The sequence below is a fragment of the Herbaspirillum sp. CF444 genome (genome assembly GCF_000282135.1).
Lineage (GTDB): Bacteria > Pseudomonadota > Gammaproteobacteria > Burkholderiales > Burkholderiaceae_D > Herbaspirillum.
Genome location: NZ_AKJW01000058.1, coordinates 200,374 through 217,075 on the forward strand (window position 1 = coordinate 200,374; position 16,702 = coordinate 217,075).

At 60.2% G+C, this 16,702-nt stretch carries 23 protein-coding genes; all 23 read left to right on the plus strand.

Annotated features, from left to right (window positions below; genetic code table 11):
- Positions 1–100: 100 nt before the first annotated feature.
- The 23 genes from PMI16_RS11440 to tatB all read left to right on the plus strand — a co-directional run bounded on the left by PMI16_RS11440 (position 101) and on the right by tatB (position 16,680).
- Positions 101–904, plus strand: a complete 804-nt coding sequence (locus PMI16_RS11440) for an ABC transporter ATP-binding protein (protein ID WP_081493407.1) — start codon at positions 101–103, stop codon at positions 902–904.
- Positions 901–1,680 carry a lipid asymmetry maintenance ABC transporter permease subunit MlaE gene (gene mlaE, locus PMI16_RS11445; RefSeq protein WP_007879607.1) on the plus strand — a complete coding sequence of 260 codons (780 nt, stop codon included), beginning with the start codon at positions 901–903 and terminating at the stop codon, positions 1,678–1,680. The genes PMI16_RS11440 and mlaE overlap by 4 nt, the downstream gene beginning before the upstream one ends.
- A gap of 101 nt (positions 1,681–1,781) precedes the next feature.
- Positions 1,782–2,258: an outer membrane lipid asymmetry maintenance protein MlaD gene (gene mlaD, locus PMI16_RS11450; protein ID WP_007879608.1), complete on the plus strand. Its 477-nt coding sequence runs from the start codon at positions 1,782–1,784 to the stop codon at positions 2,256–2,258.
- Positions 2,255–2,968: an MlaA family lipoprotein gene (locus PMI16_RS11455; RefSeq protein ID WP_007879609.1), complete on the plus strand. Its 714-nt coding sequence runs from the start codon at positions 2,255–2,257 to the stop codon at positions 2,966–2,968. Before mlaD ends, PMI16_RS11455 begins: the two co-directional genes overlap by 4 nt.
- Before the next feature lie 194 nt (positions 2,969–3,162).
- Positions 3,163–3,798, plus strand: a complete 636-nt coding sequence (locus PMI16_RS11460; RefSeq protein ID WP_007879610.1) for an MlaC/ttg2D family ABC transporter substrate-binding protein — start codon at positions 3,163–3,165, stop codon at positions 3,796–3,798.
- 36 nt (positions 3,799–3,834) lie between these two features.
- Positions 3,835–4,119: an STAS domain-containing protein gene (locus tag PMI16_RS11465; protein WP_007879613.1), complete on the plus strand. Its 285-nt coding sequence runs from the start codon at positions 3,835–3,837 to the stop codon at positions 4,117–4,119.
- Positions 4,120–4,316: 197 nt separating this feature from the next.
- Positions 4,317–5,228 carry an ABC transporter ATP-binding protein gene (locus tag PMI16_RS11470; RefSeq protein ID WP_007879615.1) on the plus strand — a complete coding sequence of 304 codons (912 nt, stop codon included), beginning with the start codon at positions 4,317–4,319 and terminating at the stop codon, positions 5,226–5,228.
- Positions 5,225–5,989, plus strand: coding sequence for an ABC transporter permease (locus tag PMI16_RS11475; RefSeq protein WP_007879616.1), 765 nt, complete (start codon positions 5,225–5,227; stop codon positions 5,987–5,989). Before PMI16_RS11470 ends, PMI16_RS11475 begins: the two co-directional genes overlap by 4 nt.
- Before the next feature lie 46 nt (positions 5,990–6,035).
- Complete coding sequence (locus PMI16_RS11480; RefSeq protein WP_007879619.1) at positions 6,036–6,272, plus strand: BolA family protein; 237 nt, start codon at positions 6,036–6,038, stop codon at positions 6,270–6,272.
- Between the two features lie 14 nt (positions 6,273–6,286).
- Positions 6,287–7,537: a UDP-N-acetylglucosamine 1-carboxyvinyltransferase gene (gene murA, locus PMI16_RS11485; RefSeq protein ID WP_007879621.1), complete on the plus strand. Its 1,251-nt coding sequence runs from the start codon at positions 6,287–6,289 to the stop codon at positions 7,535–7,537.
- Between the two features lie 49 nt (positions 7,538–7,586).
- The gene (hisG, locus tag PMI16_RS11490) at positions 7,587–8,240 is read left to right on the plus strand and encodes an ATP phosphoribosyltransferase (protein ID WP_007879623.1); all 654 of its coding nucleotides are present in this window, start codon (positions 7,587–7,589) and stop codon (positions 8,238–8,240) included.
- A 49-nt stretch (positions 8,241–8,289) separates the two neighbouring features.
- Positions 8,290–9,603, plus strand: coding sequence for a histidinol dehydrogenase (hisD, locus tag PMI16_RS11495; RefSeq protein WP_007879624.1), 1,314 nt, complete (start codon positions 8,290–8,292; stop codon positions 9,601–9,603).
- Between the two features lie 28 nt (positions 9,604–9,631).
- Positions 9,632–10,423 carry a DNA-methyltransferase gene (locus PMI16_RS11500; RefSeq protein ID WP_007879626.1) on the plus strand — a complete coding sequence of 264 codons (792 nt, stop codon included), beginning with the start codon at positions 9,632–9,634 and terminating at the stop codon, positions 10,421–10,423.
- Positions 10,404–11,507, plus strand: a complete 1,104-nt coding sequence (hisC, locus tag PMI16_RS11505) for a histidinol-phosphate transaminase (protein ID WP_007879633.1) — start codon at positions 10,404–10,406, stop codon at positions 11,505–11,507. The genes PMI16_RS11500 and hisC overlap by 20 nt, the downstream gene beginning before the upstream one ends.
- 19 nt (positions 11,508–11,526) lie before the next feature.
- Positions 11,527–12,123 carry an imidazoleglycerol-phosphate dehydratase HisB gene (gene hisB / locus PMI16_RS11510; RefSeq protein WP_007879636.1) on the plus strand — a complete coding sequence of 199 codons (597 nt, stop codon included), beginning with the start codon at positions 11,527–11,529 and terminating at the stop codon, positions 12,121–12,123.
- 75 nt (positions 12,124–12,198) lie between these two features.
- A complete protein-coding gene (hisH, locus tag PMI16_RS11515) occupies positions 12,199–12,837 on the plus strand; it encodes an imidazole glycerol phosphate synthase subunit HisH (protein WP_034380027.1) in 639 nt (212 codons plus the stop codon).
- 83 nt (positions 12,838–12,920) lie between these two features.
- Positions 12,921–13,727 (plus strand): 1-(5-phosphoribosyl)-5-[(5-phosphoribosylamino)methylideneamino]imidazole-4-carboxamide isomerase, encoded by an 807-nt coding sequence (gene hisA / locus PMI16_RS11520; protein ID WP_007879640.1) that lies wholly within the window; start codon positions 12,921–12,923, stop codon positions 13,725–13,727.
- The gene (hisF, locus tag PMI16_RS11525) at positions 13,724–14,488 is read left to right on the plus strand and encodes an imidazole glycerol phosphate synthase subunit HisF (protein ID WP_007879641.1); all 765 of its coding nucleotides are present in this window, start codon (positions 13,724–13,726) and stop codon (positions 14,486–14,488) included. Before hisA ends, hisF begins: the two co-directional genes overlap by 4 nt.
- Positions 14,485–14,952, plus strand: a complete 468-nt coding sequence (gene hisI / locus PMI16_RS11530; protein WP_007879643.1) for a phosphoribosyl-AMP cyclohydrolase — start codon at positions 14,485–14,487, stop codon at positions 14,950–14,952. The genes hisF and hisI overlap by 4 nt, the downstream gene beginning before the upstream one ends.
- Complete coding sequence (locus PMI16_RS11535) at positions 14,949–15,293, plus strand: phosphoribosyl-ATP diphosphatase (protein WP_007879644.1); 345 nt, start codon at positions 14,949–14,951, stop codon at positions 15,291–15,293. Before hisI ends, PMI16_RS11535 begins: the two co-directional genes overlap by 4 nt.
- 56 nt (positions 15,294–15,349) lie before the next feature.
- The gene (locus PMI16_RS11540) at positions 15,350–15,733 is read left to right on the plus strand and encodes a histidine triad nucleotide-binding protein (RefSeq protein ID WP_007879645.1); all 384 of its coding nucleotides are present in this window, start codon (positions 15,350–15,352) and stop codon (positions 15,731–15,733) included.
- 88 nt (positions 15,734–15,821) lie between these two features.
- Entirely contained in the window at positions 15,822–16,034 is a 213-nt protein-coding gene (tatA, locus tag PMI16_RS11545) for a Sec-independent protein translocase subunit TatA (RefSeq protein ID WP_007879646.1), read from the plus strand.
- A gap of 145 nt (positions 16,035–16,179) precedes the next feature.
- The gene (gene tatB, locus PMI16_RS11550; protein WP_007879648.1) at positions 16,180–16,680 is read left to right on the plus strand and encodes a Sec-independent protein translocase protein TatB; all 501 of its coding nucleotides are present in this window, start codon (positions 16,180–16,182) and stop codon (positions 16,678–16,680) included.
- The last annotated feature ends 22 nt before the right edge of the window (positions 16,681–16,702 follow it).

Sequence of the window (16,702 nt, forward strand, 5' to 3'; positions counted from 1 at the left end):
GTCTGGCGTTGGTTTGTATTTACACTCGCTATGGCCTGGTCAAAAGCAATTGTTCTTTTTGCTCTACAATGTCGCCTTTGGAGAATTCTTGGTACTCGTCTTGCCTAACATCGTAGAAATCCGAGACTTACACTTTGGTTATGGGGACCGCCCGATCCTGTCGGGCCTCCGCATGGACTTCCCGCGTGGAAAAGTGATCGCCGTCATGGGCGGTTCCGGTTCCGGCAAAACCACGATCCTGCGCCTGATCGGCGGCCAGTTGCGGCCGCAATCCGGCAGCCTGGCCGTGGACGGCCAGAACGTGCCGACGCTGGATACCTCCGGACTCTATCTGTTGCGCCGCAAGATGGGCATGCTGTTCCAGAACGGCGCGCTGTTTACCGACATGACGGTGTTCGACAACGTCGCTTTCCCGCTGCACGAACATACCAATCTGCCGGAAGAACTGATTCGCGACCTGGTGTTGCTCAAGCTCAACGCCGTCGGCCTGCGCAATGCCGCGGCCCTGAAACCGGCCGAGATTTCCGGCGGCATGGCGCGCCGCGTGGCGCTGGCGCGTGCAATTGCGTTGGATCCGGCGCTGATCATGTACGACGAGCCGTTCGCCGGTCTCGATCCGATTTCCATGGGCGTGACCGCCAACCTGATCCGCAAGCTCAACGACGCGCTGGGATCGACGTCGATCCTGGTGTCGCATGACGTCAATGAATCGTTCGCCATCGCCGATTACGTCTACTTCCTCTCGGAAGGCAGGATCGTCGCGCAAGGCACGCCGGACGAGATGCGCGCCTCGCAGGATCCTTACGTCAAGCAATTCGTGCACGCCGAGGCCGACGGTCCGGTGCCGTTCCACTATCCGGGCCGCTCGCTGGCAGAGGACGTCGGCCTGGGAGGGCAGCAATGATTTCAGGTTTCTTCGCTGCAATCGGTCGTACCGTGCGCGAGTTCGTGCTGGGTCTCGGCTTCGCCGCGCGCATGTTCTGGACCGTGGTGCGTTCGTCCGGCGGCCTGTGGCGCCGTCCGCGTCTGATCACGGACCAGATCCACTTCATCGGCAACTACTCGCTGGTGATCATTGCAGTCTCGGGCTTGTTCGTTGGTTTCGTGCTGGGTTTGCAGGGCTATTACACACTCAATAAATACGGCTCCGAACAGGCGCTGGGCTTGCTGGTGGCCTTGTCGCTGACGCGCGAGCTCGGTCCGGTGGTGACGGCCTTGCTGTTCGCCGGTCGCGCCGGCACCTCGCTGACGGCGGAAATCGGCCTGATGAAAGCCGGCGAGCAACTCTCCGCGATGGAAATGATGGCGGTCGATCCTTTGCAGCGCGTGATTGCGCCGCGTTTCTGGGCGGGTGTTGTTGCCATGCCCGTGCTGGCGGCAATTTTTAGTGCTGTCGGTGTGATCGGTGGTTATATTGTGGGTGTGCTCATGATCGGCGTGGACGAAGGCGCGTTCTGGTCGCAGATGCAGGGCGGCGTGGATGTCTGGAACGACATTGCCAACGGCGTGCTCAAGAGCGTGGTTTTCGGTATTGCGGTAACCTTTGTTGCCCTGTACCAAGGATATGAAGCCAAGCCGACGCCCGAAGGCGTCGCGCGGGCGACGACCCGCACCGTGGTGATCGCTTCGCTGATGGTGCTGGGACTGGACTTCTTGCTGACGGCGCTGATGTTCAGCTGAGCAAGACGGTCGGCAGGTGAAAAGGCAAGTCTGCAACAAAGCGGGTCACGATCATGCATTTCGCATCGCAGACTTCGGATTGATTTTTAGGATGGCAAGGTATGCAACGTAAAACATTGGACGTGTGGGTGGGTTTGTTTGTCTTGCTGGGCGCAGCAGCTTTGATTTTCCTGGCGCTGAAGGCCGGCAACATGAACTCGTTCTCGTTTAGCCAGAAGACGTACGCGATCACGACCAAGTTTGACAACATCGGCGGCCTCAAGGCGCGCGCGGCGGTCAAGAGCGCCGGCGTGGTGGTCGGCCGGGTCGATTCGATCAGGTTCGACGACAAGACATTTCAGGCATTGGTGACGCTCAACATGGACGAGCGTTATCAGTTTCCAAAAGATAGTTCCGCCAAGATCCTGACTTCGGGTCTGCTTGGGGAGCAATACATCGGTATCGAACCGGGGGGTGATGTAAAAAATCTGGCGGCGGGCGACACGATCAAGCTGACGCAATCGGCGATCGTGCTGGAGAACCTGATCAGCCAGTTCTTATATAGCAAGGCAGCAGAGGGAAAGGATAATTCAAAATGAAAACCGCAGCTCGCATCAGTACGCTGGCCATGGTCGCCGCGCTCAGTGGTTGCGCAACGTCTAACAACCCGAACGATCCGCTCGAAGGTTTCAACCGCGCGATGTTCAGTTTCAACGATACGGTCGACAAGGTGGCGTTGAAGCCGGCCGCACAGGCTTATCAATTCGTCCTGCCCGAGTTCGTGCAGACCGGCATCGGCAACTTCTTCGGCAACATCGGCGACCTGTGGTCGGCCGTGAACCAGATTCTGCAAGGTCGTGTCGAAACCGGCGTGACCAGCTTCATGCGCGTCGCCGTCAATACCACTTTCGGCCTCGGCGGCGTGCTGGACGTCAGTACCGAAGCGCGCCTGCCGAAGCAGAAATCCGATTTCGGCCAGACGCTGGGCAAGTGGGGCGTAGGCTCCGGTCCTTATGTCGTGCTGCCGTTGCTGGGCCCGTCGACCGTGCGCGACACCGCTGCTTTGCCTGCCGACTTCTACGGCGATCTGTGGAGCTACAAGAAGCCGGTGCGCTGGCGTAACGTCGGTTCCGTGGTGCGCGTGATCGACAAGCGCGCGCAGTTGCTGGATGCGTCCAACCTGCTGGAAGACGCCGCTCTGGACAAGTACGATTTCGTTCGCGATACGTATCTGCAAAGCCGCCAGTCGCAGATCGACGGCAACAAGGACGATGGCAAGTCGACCAAGGAAGAAGTCGTCAAGCCGTAACAGTGCACTGTCAGCAATACTGCTGGCTCAAGCCGGGCGCTGCAAATGCGCCCGGCGTCACTTGAAAAAACGGGGAATGCCACCAACTGCTGTTTCCCGTATCCGTTTGGAACCGGCAACGCCATGCGGGCTCCAATTGTGGCAAAGTGGCCGCCGTGGTCGGCGCAAGCAGTTAATCAATGGATCTATAGACTATGAACATGCTCTCTAAATTATTGGCAATCGCCCTGTCGGTTTCCGCACTGACATTCGCTTCTGCCGCTTCCGCGCAAGAAGCGCCGGACGCCCTGGTCAAGCGCATCAGCGAAGACGTGCTGAACACCGCCAAGAGCGACAAGGACATCCAGGCCGGCAACATCGGTCGCATTGTCGCGCTGGTTGAAGAAAAAATCCTGCCCTACGTCGACTCCGAGCGCATGACTGCGCTGGCAGCCGGCCGCTACTGGCGCCAGGCGACGCCGGAACAGCAAAAACAGCTGATGACCGAATTCCGCAGCCTGCTGATTTACACCTACTCCGGCGCGTTGTCGCAAGTGCGTGACCAGAAGATCGAATACAAGCCGCTGCGCGCAGATCCTGCAGACACCGAAGTCGAAGTCCGCTCGCAAGTGATCCAGTCGCGCGGCGAACCGATCCAGCTGAGCTATCGCCTGGAAAAACTGGCGACCGGCTGGAAGCTGTATGACGTCAACGTCATGGGCGCATGGCTGGTGGAAGCCTACAAGGGCACGTTCCAGAGCGAAATCACCAAGGGCGGCATCGACGGCCTGATCAAGAGCCTGTCGGACAAGAACAAGCAGCTGGCTGCCCGTTCTTCCGCCAAGAAGTAATCGTCGCACTACGGTAAACCCACAGGAAACCTTGCCATGTTCAAACCAGGCGCCACGCTGACCGTCGACAATGCCACTGCCACGCTGGCGGCAGGCTTGCAAGCCATTGCAGGCGGTCAGTCGGCAATCGACCTGAGCGACGTGGCGACGGTCGATTCGTCCGCCGTGGCGACATTGTTGGCCTGGCAACGCGCGGCAAAACAAAAAGGCCTGGCTTTGCAGTTCGGCGTCCTGCCGGCCAATCTGCAAAGCCTGGTCGACTTGTACGGCGCTGCTTCCCTGCTGGGTGCGCCGACCTCGGCTTCAGACCGACATCACTGATCTCCTTCCCGTTGTCATCGGGCCATCAGGCCGGTAGTAAGCGTTCCCCTTCAGCGCCCCTCTTTGCTTTGCCGTTCCGGCTGCAAGATCGGAAATCCCCTATAATCCAACGTTTCGCCGCACCGAGTATTGCCTTGATGCAAAAGGCTTGCGGCATGTTTTGTTTTCTCACCGTGTCCTAAAAGCGCACCAAAAAAATGGCTGCTCTACAGATTAACAATGTCGAAAAACGCTACCAGTCGCTGCAAGCGCTGGGCGGTGTTTCGCTCTCGATAGAAGAGGGCGAGTTTTTCGGCCTGCTCGGCCCCAACGGGGCCGGCAAAACCACGCTGATTTCCATCATCGCGGGTTTGAATCGCGCCGATTCGGGTTCGGTCACCATCCACGGGCATGACGTCGTCAGCGACTATCGCGCCGCGCGCACCAAGCTCGGCGTGGTGCCGCAGGAACTGGTGTTCGATCCGTTCTTCACCGTGCGCGAGACCTTGCGCATGCAGTCCGGCTATTTCGGCCTGAAGAACAACGACAAGTGGATCGATGAGGTAATGGACAACCTCGACCTGACCAACAAGGCCGACACCAACATGCGCGCCTTGTCCGGCGGCATGAAGCGTCGCGTGCTGGTGGCCCAGGCGCTGGTGCACAAGCCGCCCGTGATCGTGCTCGACGAGCCGACCGCAGGCGTCGACGTCGAATTGCGCCAGACCTTGTGGAAGTTCATCGGCCGTCTCAATCGCGAAGGCCACACTATCGTCCTGACCACGCACTATCTGGAAGAAGCGCAGGCGCTGTGCAACCGCATCGCCATGCTGAAGCTGGGCAAGGTCGTGGCGCTCGATTCAACCGATGCGCTGATCAAGCGTATTTCCGGTTCGCAACTGGTGTTGCGCCTGAAGTCGGGCGGCTTGCCCGACAGCTTGCGCGCGCTGGCGACGCATCCCGAAGAATTGTTGTCGGGCTTGAAATACACGTTGCGCGTGAACGACTACAACGACGTCGAGCCGATTCTGTCGGCGTTGCGTCAGGGCGGCGCCGTCATCGACGACATGCAGCTGCAACAGGCCGATCTGGAAGACGTCTTCATCCAGATCATGGAAGGTGCCAAATGACCGGTTTTCAAACCCTGTTTTACAAAGAAGTGTTGCGTTTCTGGAAAGTCGCAACCCAGACCGTGACCGCGCCGATCATGACGGCCATGCTGTATCTGCTGATTTTCGGCCATGTGCTGCAGGATCGCGTGCAGGTCTATCCGGGCGTGCAATACACCGGCTTCCTGGTGCCCGGCTTGGTGATGATGAGCGTGCTGCAAAACGCCTTCGCCAACAGCTCGTCGTCGCTGATCCAGTCCAAGATCACCGGCAACCTGGTGTTCGTGCTGCTGACCCCGCTGTCGCACTGGGAAATGTTCGGCGGCTACGTGCTGGCGGCGGTCGTGCGCGGCCTGATCGTCGGCGCCGGCGTGTTCGTGGTGACGGCCTGGTTCGGTCACCTGAGTTTCGTAGCGCCGTGGTGGATCGTGATCTTCGCCTTGCTGGGCGCGGCCATTCTCGGCACCATGGGGCTGGTGGCCGGCATCTGGGCCGAAAAGTTCGACCAGCTGGCGGCGTTCCAGAATTTCCTGATCGTGCCGCTGACCTTTCTGGCCGGCGTGTTTTATTCGATCCATTCGCTGCCGCCATTCTGGCAAACGGTCTCGCATTTCAACCCGTTTTTTTATATGATCGATGGCTTCCGCTACGGCTTCTTCGGACAGTCCGATATCGACCCCATGATCAGCCTCAGCATCGTCGCCGTTTTCTTCGTCGTGCTGGCGACCCTGGCGGTACGCATGTTGAAGAGCGGCTACAAATTGCGCACCGGCGCACACTGACGGCCAAGGCCGTTTGCATATTGATTACCTAGTGAAGAGCCGCACCATGCTACCCACACCTGAACTTGTTAAGAATTACATCGCTGCCGGCCTGGCCTGTTCGCACCTTGAAGTTGAAGGCGACGGCCAGCACTTCACCGCCGTGATCGTGTCCGACGCCTTTGCCGGCAAACGCCTGATCCAGCGTCATCAACTGGTTTACGCGGCGCTCGGCGACCGCATGCGCGAGGAAATTCACGCTCTGTCGATGAAGACCCTCACTCCCGAAGAATTTCAGAAATAAGGCCTAGCTTTTTCATGGACAAGCTTTTAATCCGCGGCGGCAATCGCCTCTCCGGCGACGTCGTCATTTCCGGCGCCAAGAACGCCGCGTTGCCTATCCTGTGCGCCGGTCTGCTGACCGCCGATACGCTCAATCTGTCGAACGTGCCGAACCTGCAGGACGTGACCACGATCCTCAAGCTGATGCGCCAGATGGGTTTGCGCGCGGAGCAGAACGATCACAGCGTCACCCTCAACGGCGGCGACATCACCAAGCTGGAAGCGCCGTACGAGCTGGTCAAGACCATGCGCGCCTCGATTCTGGTGCTGGGTCCCTTGTTGTCTCGTTTCGGCGAAGCCAAGGTATCGCTGCCGGGCGGTTGCGCCATCGGTTCGCGCCCGGTCGACCAGCACATCAAGGGCTTGCAAGCGATGGGCGCCGAGATCACCATCGACGCCGGCTACATCTACGCCAAGGCCAAGCGCCTCAAGGGCACGCGCATCGTCACCGACATGATCACCGTCACCGGCACGGAAAACCTGCTGATGGCGGCAGTCCTGGCCGAAGGCGAAACCGTGCTGGAAAACGCCGCGCGCGAACCTGAGGTCAGCGACCTGGCGCACCTGCTGGTGGCCATGGGCGCGAAGATCGAAGGCATCGGCAGCGACCGTCTGGTGATCCAGGGCGTCGACAAGCTGCACGGCGCATCGCACACCGTCATCGCCGACCGTATCGAGACCGGCACCTTCCTGTGCGCGGTGGCGGCAGTGGGCGGCGACGTCACGCTCAAGAACACCCGCAGCAGCCTGCTCGACGCGGCGCTGGACAAGCTGCGCGAAGCCGGCGCCATCCTGACTTCCGGCGACGACTGGATTCGCGTGCAGATGGCGCGCCGTCCGAAGGCGGTCAGCTTCCGCACCACCGAATACCCGGGCTTCCCGACAGACATGCAAGCGCAATTCATGGCGCTGAACTGTATCGCCGAAGGCACCAGCCACGTGACCGAAACGATTTTCGAAAACCGCTTCATGCACGTGCAGGAACTGAATCGCCTGGGCGCGGCCATCGACATCGAAGGCAACACCGCGATCGTCAAGGGCGTCGAGAAATTCGTCGGCGCGCCGGTGATGGCGACCGACCTGCGCGCTTCGGCGTCGCTGGTGATCGCCGGCCTGGCCGCGCAAGGCGAGACGCTGATCGAGCGCATCTATCACCTCGACCGCGGTTACGATCGCATGGAAAACAAATTGTCGTCGATCGGCGCCCGGATCGAACGCGTTAAATAATCAGCTGCAACTCAGCCGCAGCTCAGTTTTAAATCAGCCGTACAAAAAAATGACCCAGCAACTCACCCTCGCACTGTCCAAAGGACGCATCTTCGAAGAAACGCTGCCGCTGCTCAAAGCCGCCGGCATCGAAGTCGCCGAAGATCCCGAGACCTCGCGCAAGCTGATCCTGCCGACCAACGATCCGGCGGTGCGCGTGATCATCGTGCGCGCCTCGGACGTGCCGACTTACGTGCAATACGGTGCGGCCGACTTCGGCGTGGCCGGCAAGGACGTGTTGCTGGAGCATGGCGGCGAAGGCCTGTATCAGCCTATCGACCTCAACATCGCCAAGTGCCGCCTGTCGGTCGCGGTGCAGGACGGTTTCGACTACGCCAGCGCGGTGCGCCAGGGCGCGCGTCTGCGCGTGGTGACCAAATACGTCAAGACGGCGCGCGAGCATTTCGCCGCCAAGGGCGTGCACGTCGACCTGATCAAACTGTACGGCTCGATGGAGCTGGGCCCGCTGGTCGGCCTGTCCGACGCCATCGTCGACCTCGTCAGCACCGGCGGCACCTTGCGCGCCAACAAGCTGGTTGAAGTCGAGCACATCATGGAAATTTCATCGCGCCTGGTCGTGAACCAGGCTGCACTGAAATTGAAGCGCGAACGTCTGCAACCGATTCTGGAAGCATTCGAAAAAGCCTCGCAGGCAAACGCATAAATACACATCAGCACCGGCAAGCATTGAAGGTCAGCAGCAAAGGCACATCATGGGCATAGTCATCCGAAAACTCGATTCCACCGAATCCGGCTTCAAGTCGAAGCTGTCTGCCGTGCTGGCCTTCGAGGCCGGCGAAGACGAAGCCATCGATCGCGCCGCTGCGGGCATCCTGGCTGACGTCAAGACGCGTGGCGATGCCGCGGTGCTGGAATACACCAATCGTTTCGATCGTCTCACTGCCACCGATGTCGCGGCATTGGAAATCGGCCAGGATGAGTTGCGGCAGGCGCTGGCTGGTCTGCCCTCTGCGCGTCGCGATGCCCTGCAAACCGCTGCTGATCGCGTGCGCGCCTATCACGCGCGCCAGAAGCAGGAATGCGGCTCCGACGGTTTCCTCTACACCGAAGCCGACGGCACCGTACTTGGACAAAAAGTCACGCCGCTCGACCGCGTCGGCATCTACGTGCCGGGCGGCAAGGCCGCCTATCCGTCGTCCGTATTGATGAACGCCATCCCGGCCAAGGTGGCCGGCGTGCAGGAAGTCATCATGGTGGTGCCGACGCCGGGCGGAGTGAAGAACGAACTGGTGCTGGCCGCCGCGGCGATCGCGGGCGTCGACCGCGTCTTCACCATCGGCGGCGCGCAAGCCGTCGGCGCGCTGGCTTACGGCACCGACACCATTCCGCAAGTCGACAAGATCGTCGGTCCCGGCAATGCCTACGTCGCCGCCGCCAAGCGCCGCGTGTTCGGTACGGTCGGCATCGACATGATCGCCGGCCCTTCGGAGATCCTCGTGATCTGCGACGGCAGCACCGATCCCGACTGGATCGCCATGGACCTGTTCTCGCAGGCCGAGCATGACGAGTTGGCGCAATCCATCCTGTTGTGCCCGGACGCCGATTACATCGCGAAGGTGGAAGCCAGCATCAACAAACAACTCGACGCCATGCCGCGCAAGGACGTGATCCGCACCTCGCTGACCGATCGCGGCGCGCTGATCAAGGTGCGCGACATGGATGAAGCCTGCGAGATCGCCAACATGATCGCCGCCGAGCATCTGGAAATTTCCGCTGAAGAGCCGCAGCAATGGGCCGACAAGATCCGTCACGCCGGCGCCATGTTCCTCGGCCGTTTTTCGTCGGAGTCGCTGGGCGATTATTGCGCCGGCCCGAATCACGTGCTGCCGACCTCGCGTACGGCGCGTTTCTCGTCGCCGCTGGGCGTCTACGATTTCCAGAAGCGCTCCAGCATCATCCAGGTCAGCGAAGCCGGCGCCCAGACGCTGGGCAGGGTGGCTGCAGAGCTGGCCTATGGCGAAGGCTTGCAGGCGCACGCGCGTTCTGCGGAGTATCGTCTCAAATGACAACGCGCCGCGTTGAGCCAGGCCTGCGATGAGCTGGCTCGACCGCGTTTTTTGCGAAGATGCGCTGGATGGCTTGGCGCGCATTCCCGATGGCCAGATCGATTTGCTGATCGCGGATCCGCCGTACGGCCTCGGCAAGGATTACGGCAACGACTCCGACAAGCTCGATACCGAGGCTTACCTGGCGTGGACCGAGCAGTGGATCACTGCCGCCATTCCCAAGCTCAAGCCGAACGGCAGCCTCTACATCTTTCTGACCTGGCGTTACTCGCCGGAAATTTTCGTCATGCTCAAGCGTCGCATGACCATGCTCAACGAAATCATCTGGGACCGCCGCGTGCCGTCGATGGGCGGCAGCACCCGCAAGTATTCGTCGGTGCACGACACCATCGGTTTTTTTGCGCGCGCCAAGGATTATTACTTCGACCTCGACGCCATCCGCATTCCTTACGACGCCGAGACCAAGAAGGCGCGTTCGCGTTCTATCTTCGTCGGCGCCAAGTGGCTGGAAATGGGCTACAACCCGAAGGACGTCTGGAGCGTGTCGCGCCTGCATCGCGAGCACAAGGAGCGCGCCGATCATCCGACGCAAAAGCCGCTGGAAATCGTCGAACGCATGATCAAGGCGTCGTGTCCGCCGGGCGGCGTGGTGCTTGATCCCTTCATGGGCAGCGGCACGACGGCGGTGGCGGCAAGACGCTGCGGCCGCCGGTTTGTCGGCTTTGAACTGAACCCGGCTTATTGCGAATTGATCGCGCAGCGCGTGGCCGAACTGGATTCCACATCGACACAGACATCCCATGAGCAAGTCACTGGTTGAAAACATCATCCGCGCCGACGTGCGCGCGCTGTCGGCTTATCCGGTGCCGGATGCCGCCGGCTTCGTCAAACTCGACGCGATGGAAAATCCTTATATCTTGCCGCAGGCCGTGCGCGAGGAACTGGGGCAGCGTCTGGCCGAGGTCGCGCTCAATCGCTATCCGGTGCCGTCCTACACGCAGCTGAAGGCCAAGCTGTGCCGCCACATGGGCGTGCCGGCAGGTTTCGACGTATTGCTGGGCAATGGTTCGGACGAATTGATTTCCATCGTTTCCGTGGCATGCGCCAAAGCGGGCGCCAAGGTGTTGGCGCCGGAGCCGGGTTTCGTGATGTATGGCGTGTCGGCGAAGTTCGCCGGCCTCGACTACATCGGCGTGCCGCTCAAGGCTGACTTCACGCTCGATCTCGACGCCATGCTGGCGGCAATTACCGAACATCGGCCGGCGATTACCTATCTCGCCTATCCGAACAATCCTACCGGTACGCTGTACGATGCGGGCGACATGGAGGCGATCATCCGCGCCGTCGGCGACAATGGCATCGTGGTGGTCGACGAGGCCTACCAGCCGTTCGCGCAAGAGAGTTTCATGCCGCGCTTGCCGGAATTCAACAATCTGGTGGTCATGCGCACCGTCTCCAAGCTCGGGCTGGCCGGCATCCGTCTCGGCTACATGGCCGCCGGCGGCGCCTTGTTGCAGGAATTCGACAAGGTGCGGCCTCCTTACAATATCAACGTGCTGACCCAGGCCGCGGCGGAGTTCGTGCTCGACCATACGGCCGAGCTGGACCGGCAGGCGGCGGCACTGCGCCGCGCGCGCACGGACCTGACAGCGGCGATTATCGCAGTCGGCGGCATTGAAGTTTTCCCTTCCGCCGCCAATTTCTTGCTGATTCGACTGGCAAATGCGGATAAAGTGTTTGCAGGACTGCTGCAACGTAAGGTATTAGTCAAAAATGCCGGTAAAATGCATCCATTGCTGAAAAATTGCCTGCGAGTCAATGTCAGCACACCCGAAGAGAATGCCCTGTTCCTGGCCGCGCTGAAAGACACGCTTCAAGAGCTCAGCCGGGAATCATTTTTGTAATGTCTGTTTTACCCTGATCATGTCAACTCCACGAACTGCAGAAGTCGTCCGCAACACCAACGAGACGCAAATCCGCGTCGCGATCAACCTGGATGGCACCGGCCAGCAAAAGCTGGACACCGGCGTGCCTTTCCTTGATCACATGCTGGACCAGATCGCGCGCCATGGTTTGATCGACCTCGACATCCAGGCCAAGGGCGACCTGCACATCGATGCGCATCACACCGTGGAAGACGTCGGCATCACGCTCGGCCAGGCTTTTGCCAAGGCCATCGGCGACAAGAAGGGCATCCGCCGCTATGGCCATGCCTACGTGCCGCTCGACGAAGCGCTGTCGCGCGTGGTCATCGATTTCTCCGGCCGTCCGGGCCTGGAGTACCACATCCCGTTTACACGCTCGATGATCGGCGGCTTCGACGTCGATCTGACCAGCGAATTCTTCCATGGCTTTGTCAATCATGCGCAGGTCACGCTGCATGTCGACAACCTGCGCGGCATCAATGCGCACCATCAATGCGAAACCGTATTCAAGGCTTTCGGCCGTGCATTGCGCATGGCGATCGAGCTTGATCCGCGCGCGGCGGGAACGATTCCTTCCACCAAAGGCAGTCTGTAATGTGAGCCGGCCGGCGGAACCGCTGCGATAGCAGGTTCCTTCGTTCGCACTTTCTGTGCTTTTGCATTCTTTACTATGAATAAAATTGTTGTAGTGGATTACGGGATGGGCAACCTGCGCTCGGTCGCGCAAGCCCTGCGTCATGTCGCGCCTGAAGCCGATGTGCGCATTTCCGGCGAAGTGGCCGATATCCAGTCCGCCGACCGCATCGTGCTGCCGGGCCAGGGCGCCATGCCGGACTGCATGCGTTGCCTGCGCGAGTCCGGTTTGCAGGAGGCCGTGATCGATGCGTCGCGCAACAAGCCGCTGTTCGGCGTGTGCGTCGGCGAGCAAATGTTGTTCGACTGGAGCGAGGAAGGCGATACGCCGGGACTTGGTTTGTTGCCGGGCAAGGTGGTGCGCTTCCGGCTCGACGGTCAGACGCAGGAGGACGGCTCGCGTTTCAAGGTGCCGCAGATGGGCTGGAACCGCGTCCATCAGAAGGCCGCGCATCCGCTCTGGGACGGCATAGACGAGCAGGCTTACTTTTATTTTGTGCACAGCTATTACGCGCAACCGGGCCAATCGGCTCACACCGTGGGCGAGACCGTCTACGGCGAGCCGTTCGCCTGTGCCGTCGCCCGCGATAATATTTTTGCAACGCAATTCCATCCGGAAAAAAGTGCCGCTGCGGGTTTGCAGCTGTATCGGAATTTCGTACACTGGAAACCTTGATTTTTGCTTAATTTCTGTCCAACCGGCAAGTTGCGCAGCGATGCCGACTTGTTCTCTTTTTACCTAACGTTATTACCGTAGCCATGCTGCTGATACCTGCCATCGACCTGAAAGACGGTCATTGCGTTCGCCTGAAGCAAGGCGATATGGACCAAGCCACCGTATTCTCCCAAGACCCCGCCGAAATGGCGCGGCACTGGCTCGCGCAAGGCGCCCGTCGTCTGCATCTGGTTGATCTGAACGGCGCCTTCGCCGGCAAGCCGAAGAACGAATCCGCCGTCAAAGCCATCCTCAAGGCGGTGCGCGATTTCGCCGTTGCCAACGACGTCGAAGAAATCCCCGTGCAGCTGGGCGGCGGCATCCGCGATCTCGACACCATCGAGCGCTACCTCGACGACGGCCTGTCCTACATCATCATCGGCACCGCTGCGGTGAAGAACCCCGGCTTCTTGCACGACGCCTGCAGCGCGTTTCCGGGGCAGATCATCGTCGGTCTCGACGCCAAGGACGGCAAGGTCGCCACCGACGGCTGGAGCAAGCTGTCCGGCCATGAAGTGGTCGACCTCGCACAGAAATTCGAAGGCTACGGCTGCGAAGCCATCGTCTACACCGACATCGGCCGCGACGGCATGATGGGCGGCGTCAATATCGAAGCGACCGTGCGCCTGGCGCAGGCCGTGTCGATCCCGATCATCGCCTCCGGCGGCGTGCACAGCATCAAGGACGTCGAAGCCCTGTGCGGCGTGCAGGACGAAGGCATCGAAGCCGTCATTTGCGGCCGTTCGATTTACGAAGGCACGCTGGACCTGAGCTCGGCGCAGGATCGCGCCGATGAATTGACGGAAGAGGCATCACCGGCGTCCGAAGGGTCCGACAGCGAACAATCATGACACTCGCAAAACGCATCATTCCCTGTCTCGACGTGACGGCCGGACGGGTTGTCAAAGGCGTCAATTTCGTCGAGCTGCGCGACGCCGGGGACCCGGTTGAGATTGCGCGCCGCTATGATGAACAGGGCGCGGACGAGATCACCTTCCTCGACATCACCGCCTCGTCGGACGGCCGCGGCCTGATCCTCGACATCATCGAAGCGGTGGCGTCGCAGGTTTTCATTCCACTGACGGTCGGCGGCGGCGTGCGCGCAGTCGACGACGTGCGCCGCTTGCTCAATGCCGGCGCCGATAAAGTCGGCATCAACACCTCGGCCGTGACCAATCCGCAACTGGTGGCGGACGCCGCGAGCAAATACGGTTCTCAGTGCATCGTCGTCGCCATCGACGCCAAACGTACCGGCGAAGGCAAGTGGGAAGTCTTCACCCACGGCGGCCGCAACGCCACCGGGCTGGATGCGGTGGAGTGGGCACGCAAGATGGCGCAACTCGGCGCCGGCGAAATTCTGCTGACCAGCATGGACCGCGACGGTACGCGCAGCGGATTCGACCTGGCGCTCACGCGCGCGGTGTCCGAGGCGGTGGCGATCCCTGTGATTGCATCCGGCGGCGTCGGCGGCTTGCAGGATCTTGCCGACGGCATCAAACAAGGCAAGGCGGATGCCGTGCTGGCGGCGAGCATCTTCCACTACGGCCAACACACCGTGCAAGAGGCGAAACGTTTTATGGCCGATCAAAATATTCCTATGAGGCTGGCATGAGCATCAGTGCAAAATGGCTGAACAAGGTGAAGTGGGACGAAGTCGGACTGGTGCCGGTGATTGCCCAGGAAGTCGGCTCCAACGACGTGCTGATGTTTGCCTGGATGAATCGCGAAGCGCTGGCCAAGACCGTGCAATCCGGTGAAGCAGTGTACTGGAGCCGCTCGCGCAAGAAGCTGTGGCACAAGGGCGAAGAGTCCGGCCACTTCCAGAAGGTCCATGAAATCCGCCTCGACTGCGACGAAGACGTGGTTTTGCTGAAGGTCGAGCAGGTGGCCGGCATTGCCTGCCACACCGGCCGCCATTCCTGCTTCTTCCAGAAATTCGAAGGCAACGCCGAGACCGGCGAATGGCAGACCGTCGAGCCGGTCCTGAAAGACAACGAAGCAGCGGCGCTGGAAAAGGAAAAGCCGAAGCGCACGCGCAAAGCAACTCCCAAAGCCACACCCAAGGTCGAGCCATGAGTGAAACACTGCGCCGTCTGGCCGAAGTCATCGAATCGCGCAAGCTGGCCAACGGCGGCAATCCCGAAAAGTCCTACGTCGCCAAGCTGTTTTCCAAGGGCGACGACGCGATCCTGAAAAAGATCGGCGAAGAAGCGGCTGAAACCATCATGGCCGCCAAGGATGCGCGCGTGAGCGGCGACTCCTCCAAGGTGCTCTACGAATGCGCCGACCTGTGGTTCCATTCCATGGTCATGCTGGCGCAATTCGATCTCAAGCCGCAGGACGTGCTGAACGAACTGGCGCGGCGCGAAGGTTTGTCGGGGCTGGAAGAAAAAGCAAATCGTCCCGCCGACGCATAAAGAAAACAATAACCGGCGCAGGCGCCCATTTATCGAGACACCGAGGAGAAGCAGCTTTGGATAACTGTATTTTTTGCAAGATCGCCGCCAAGCAGATTCCGTCGAAGATGATTTATGAAGACGATGACGTCATCGCTTTCCACGACATCAACCCGGCCGCGCCGGTGCACTTCCTGATTGTTCCCAAAGAACACGTCGCCACGTTGGCCGATTGCGCGGAGAAACATGCTGCGCTATTGGGTAAAATGGCCTTGTTGGCGCCAAAACTGGCGCAGGAACAGGGATGCGGTTACCAGCTTGACGCGACCGGCGACAAGACCGGCGGTTTCAAGACGCTTTTCAATACGGGCCCTGACGGCGGCCAAGAGGTGTACCATCTCCATATGCATGTGATCGGTGGCGCGCATCCGTGGCGGGCCAAGTCCGTGCTGCAGGGATAAACCGGCAATCCGGTGGCGCCCCTGGCAAGAATATTGCAATAAAGATTTATTTGAATACAGGGCACGCGTGTCCGCTTAGGAGAGAAAAATGGGTTCGTTCAGTATCTGGCATTGGTTGATCGTTCTGGTTATCGTCATGGTCGTTTTCGGCACGAAGAAGCTGGGCAACATGGGTTCCGACCTGGGCAAGGCCGTCAAGGGCTTCAAGGATGGCGTCAAGGGCGAAGAAGAGAAGCCTGTCGCCAAGGATCAGACCACCATCGACGTGCAAGCCAAAGACAAAGAAAAATCCGGCAGCTAATACATGTCGTCGACACCCGCGCCGCCTTCCGGGTCGCGCGGGCTATCGTTGTTCCTGATGCCCCGGCGCAGCACTTGTTCTGCTGCGCTTTTGTTTCCAGGTCCGTGGCACTCACTTTCGCTTATTTCAGCTATCCACCCTCGCAATGATTGATATCGGTCTTTCCAAGCTGGCTTTAATCGGCGTCGTCGCGCTGGTCGTGATCGGCCCCGAGCGTCTGCCCAAGGTCGCGCGCATGGCCGGTTCGCTGTTCGGTCGCGCGCAGCGTTACATCAACGAGGTCAAGACCGAGGTCAGCCGCGAAATCGAGCTGGAGGAATTGCGCAAGATGCAAAAGGATGTCGAAGAAGCGGCAAGCGACGTCCACAGCAGCATTTCCAAGAGCGTCGCCGATGCCGAGAATTCCATCAATGAGGCCTGGAACGACAGCAACTCGGGTAGCAGCACCAGCTGGAGCAGCACGCCAAGTCCGGAAGCGCTGACCATCAAGGCCAAGAATTTCCGCAAGAAGAAGCTGGCGCGCACCTCGGCCGTGCCGTCGTGGTACAAGAACCAAAGCGGCCGCCGCACCCGCGTCATTTCTGCAGCAGCGCGCGTGGCCAAATATCGTCCGATCGGCGCCGGCAAATCCGCCGGCTTTTTCTAATCCCGATGGACTTGTTTTCCAT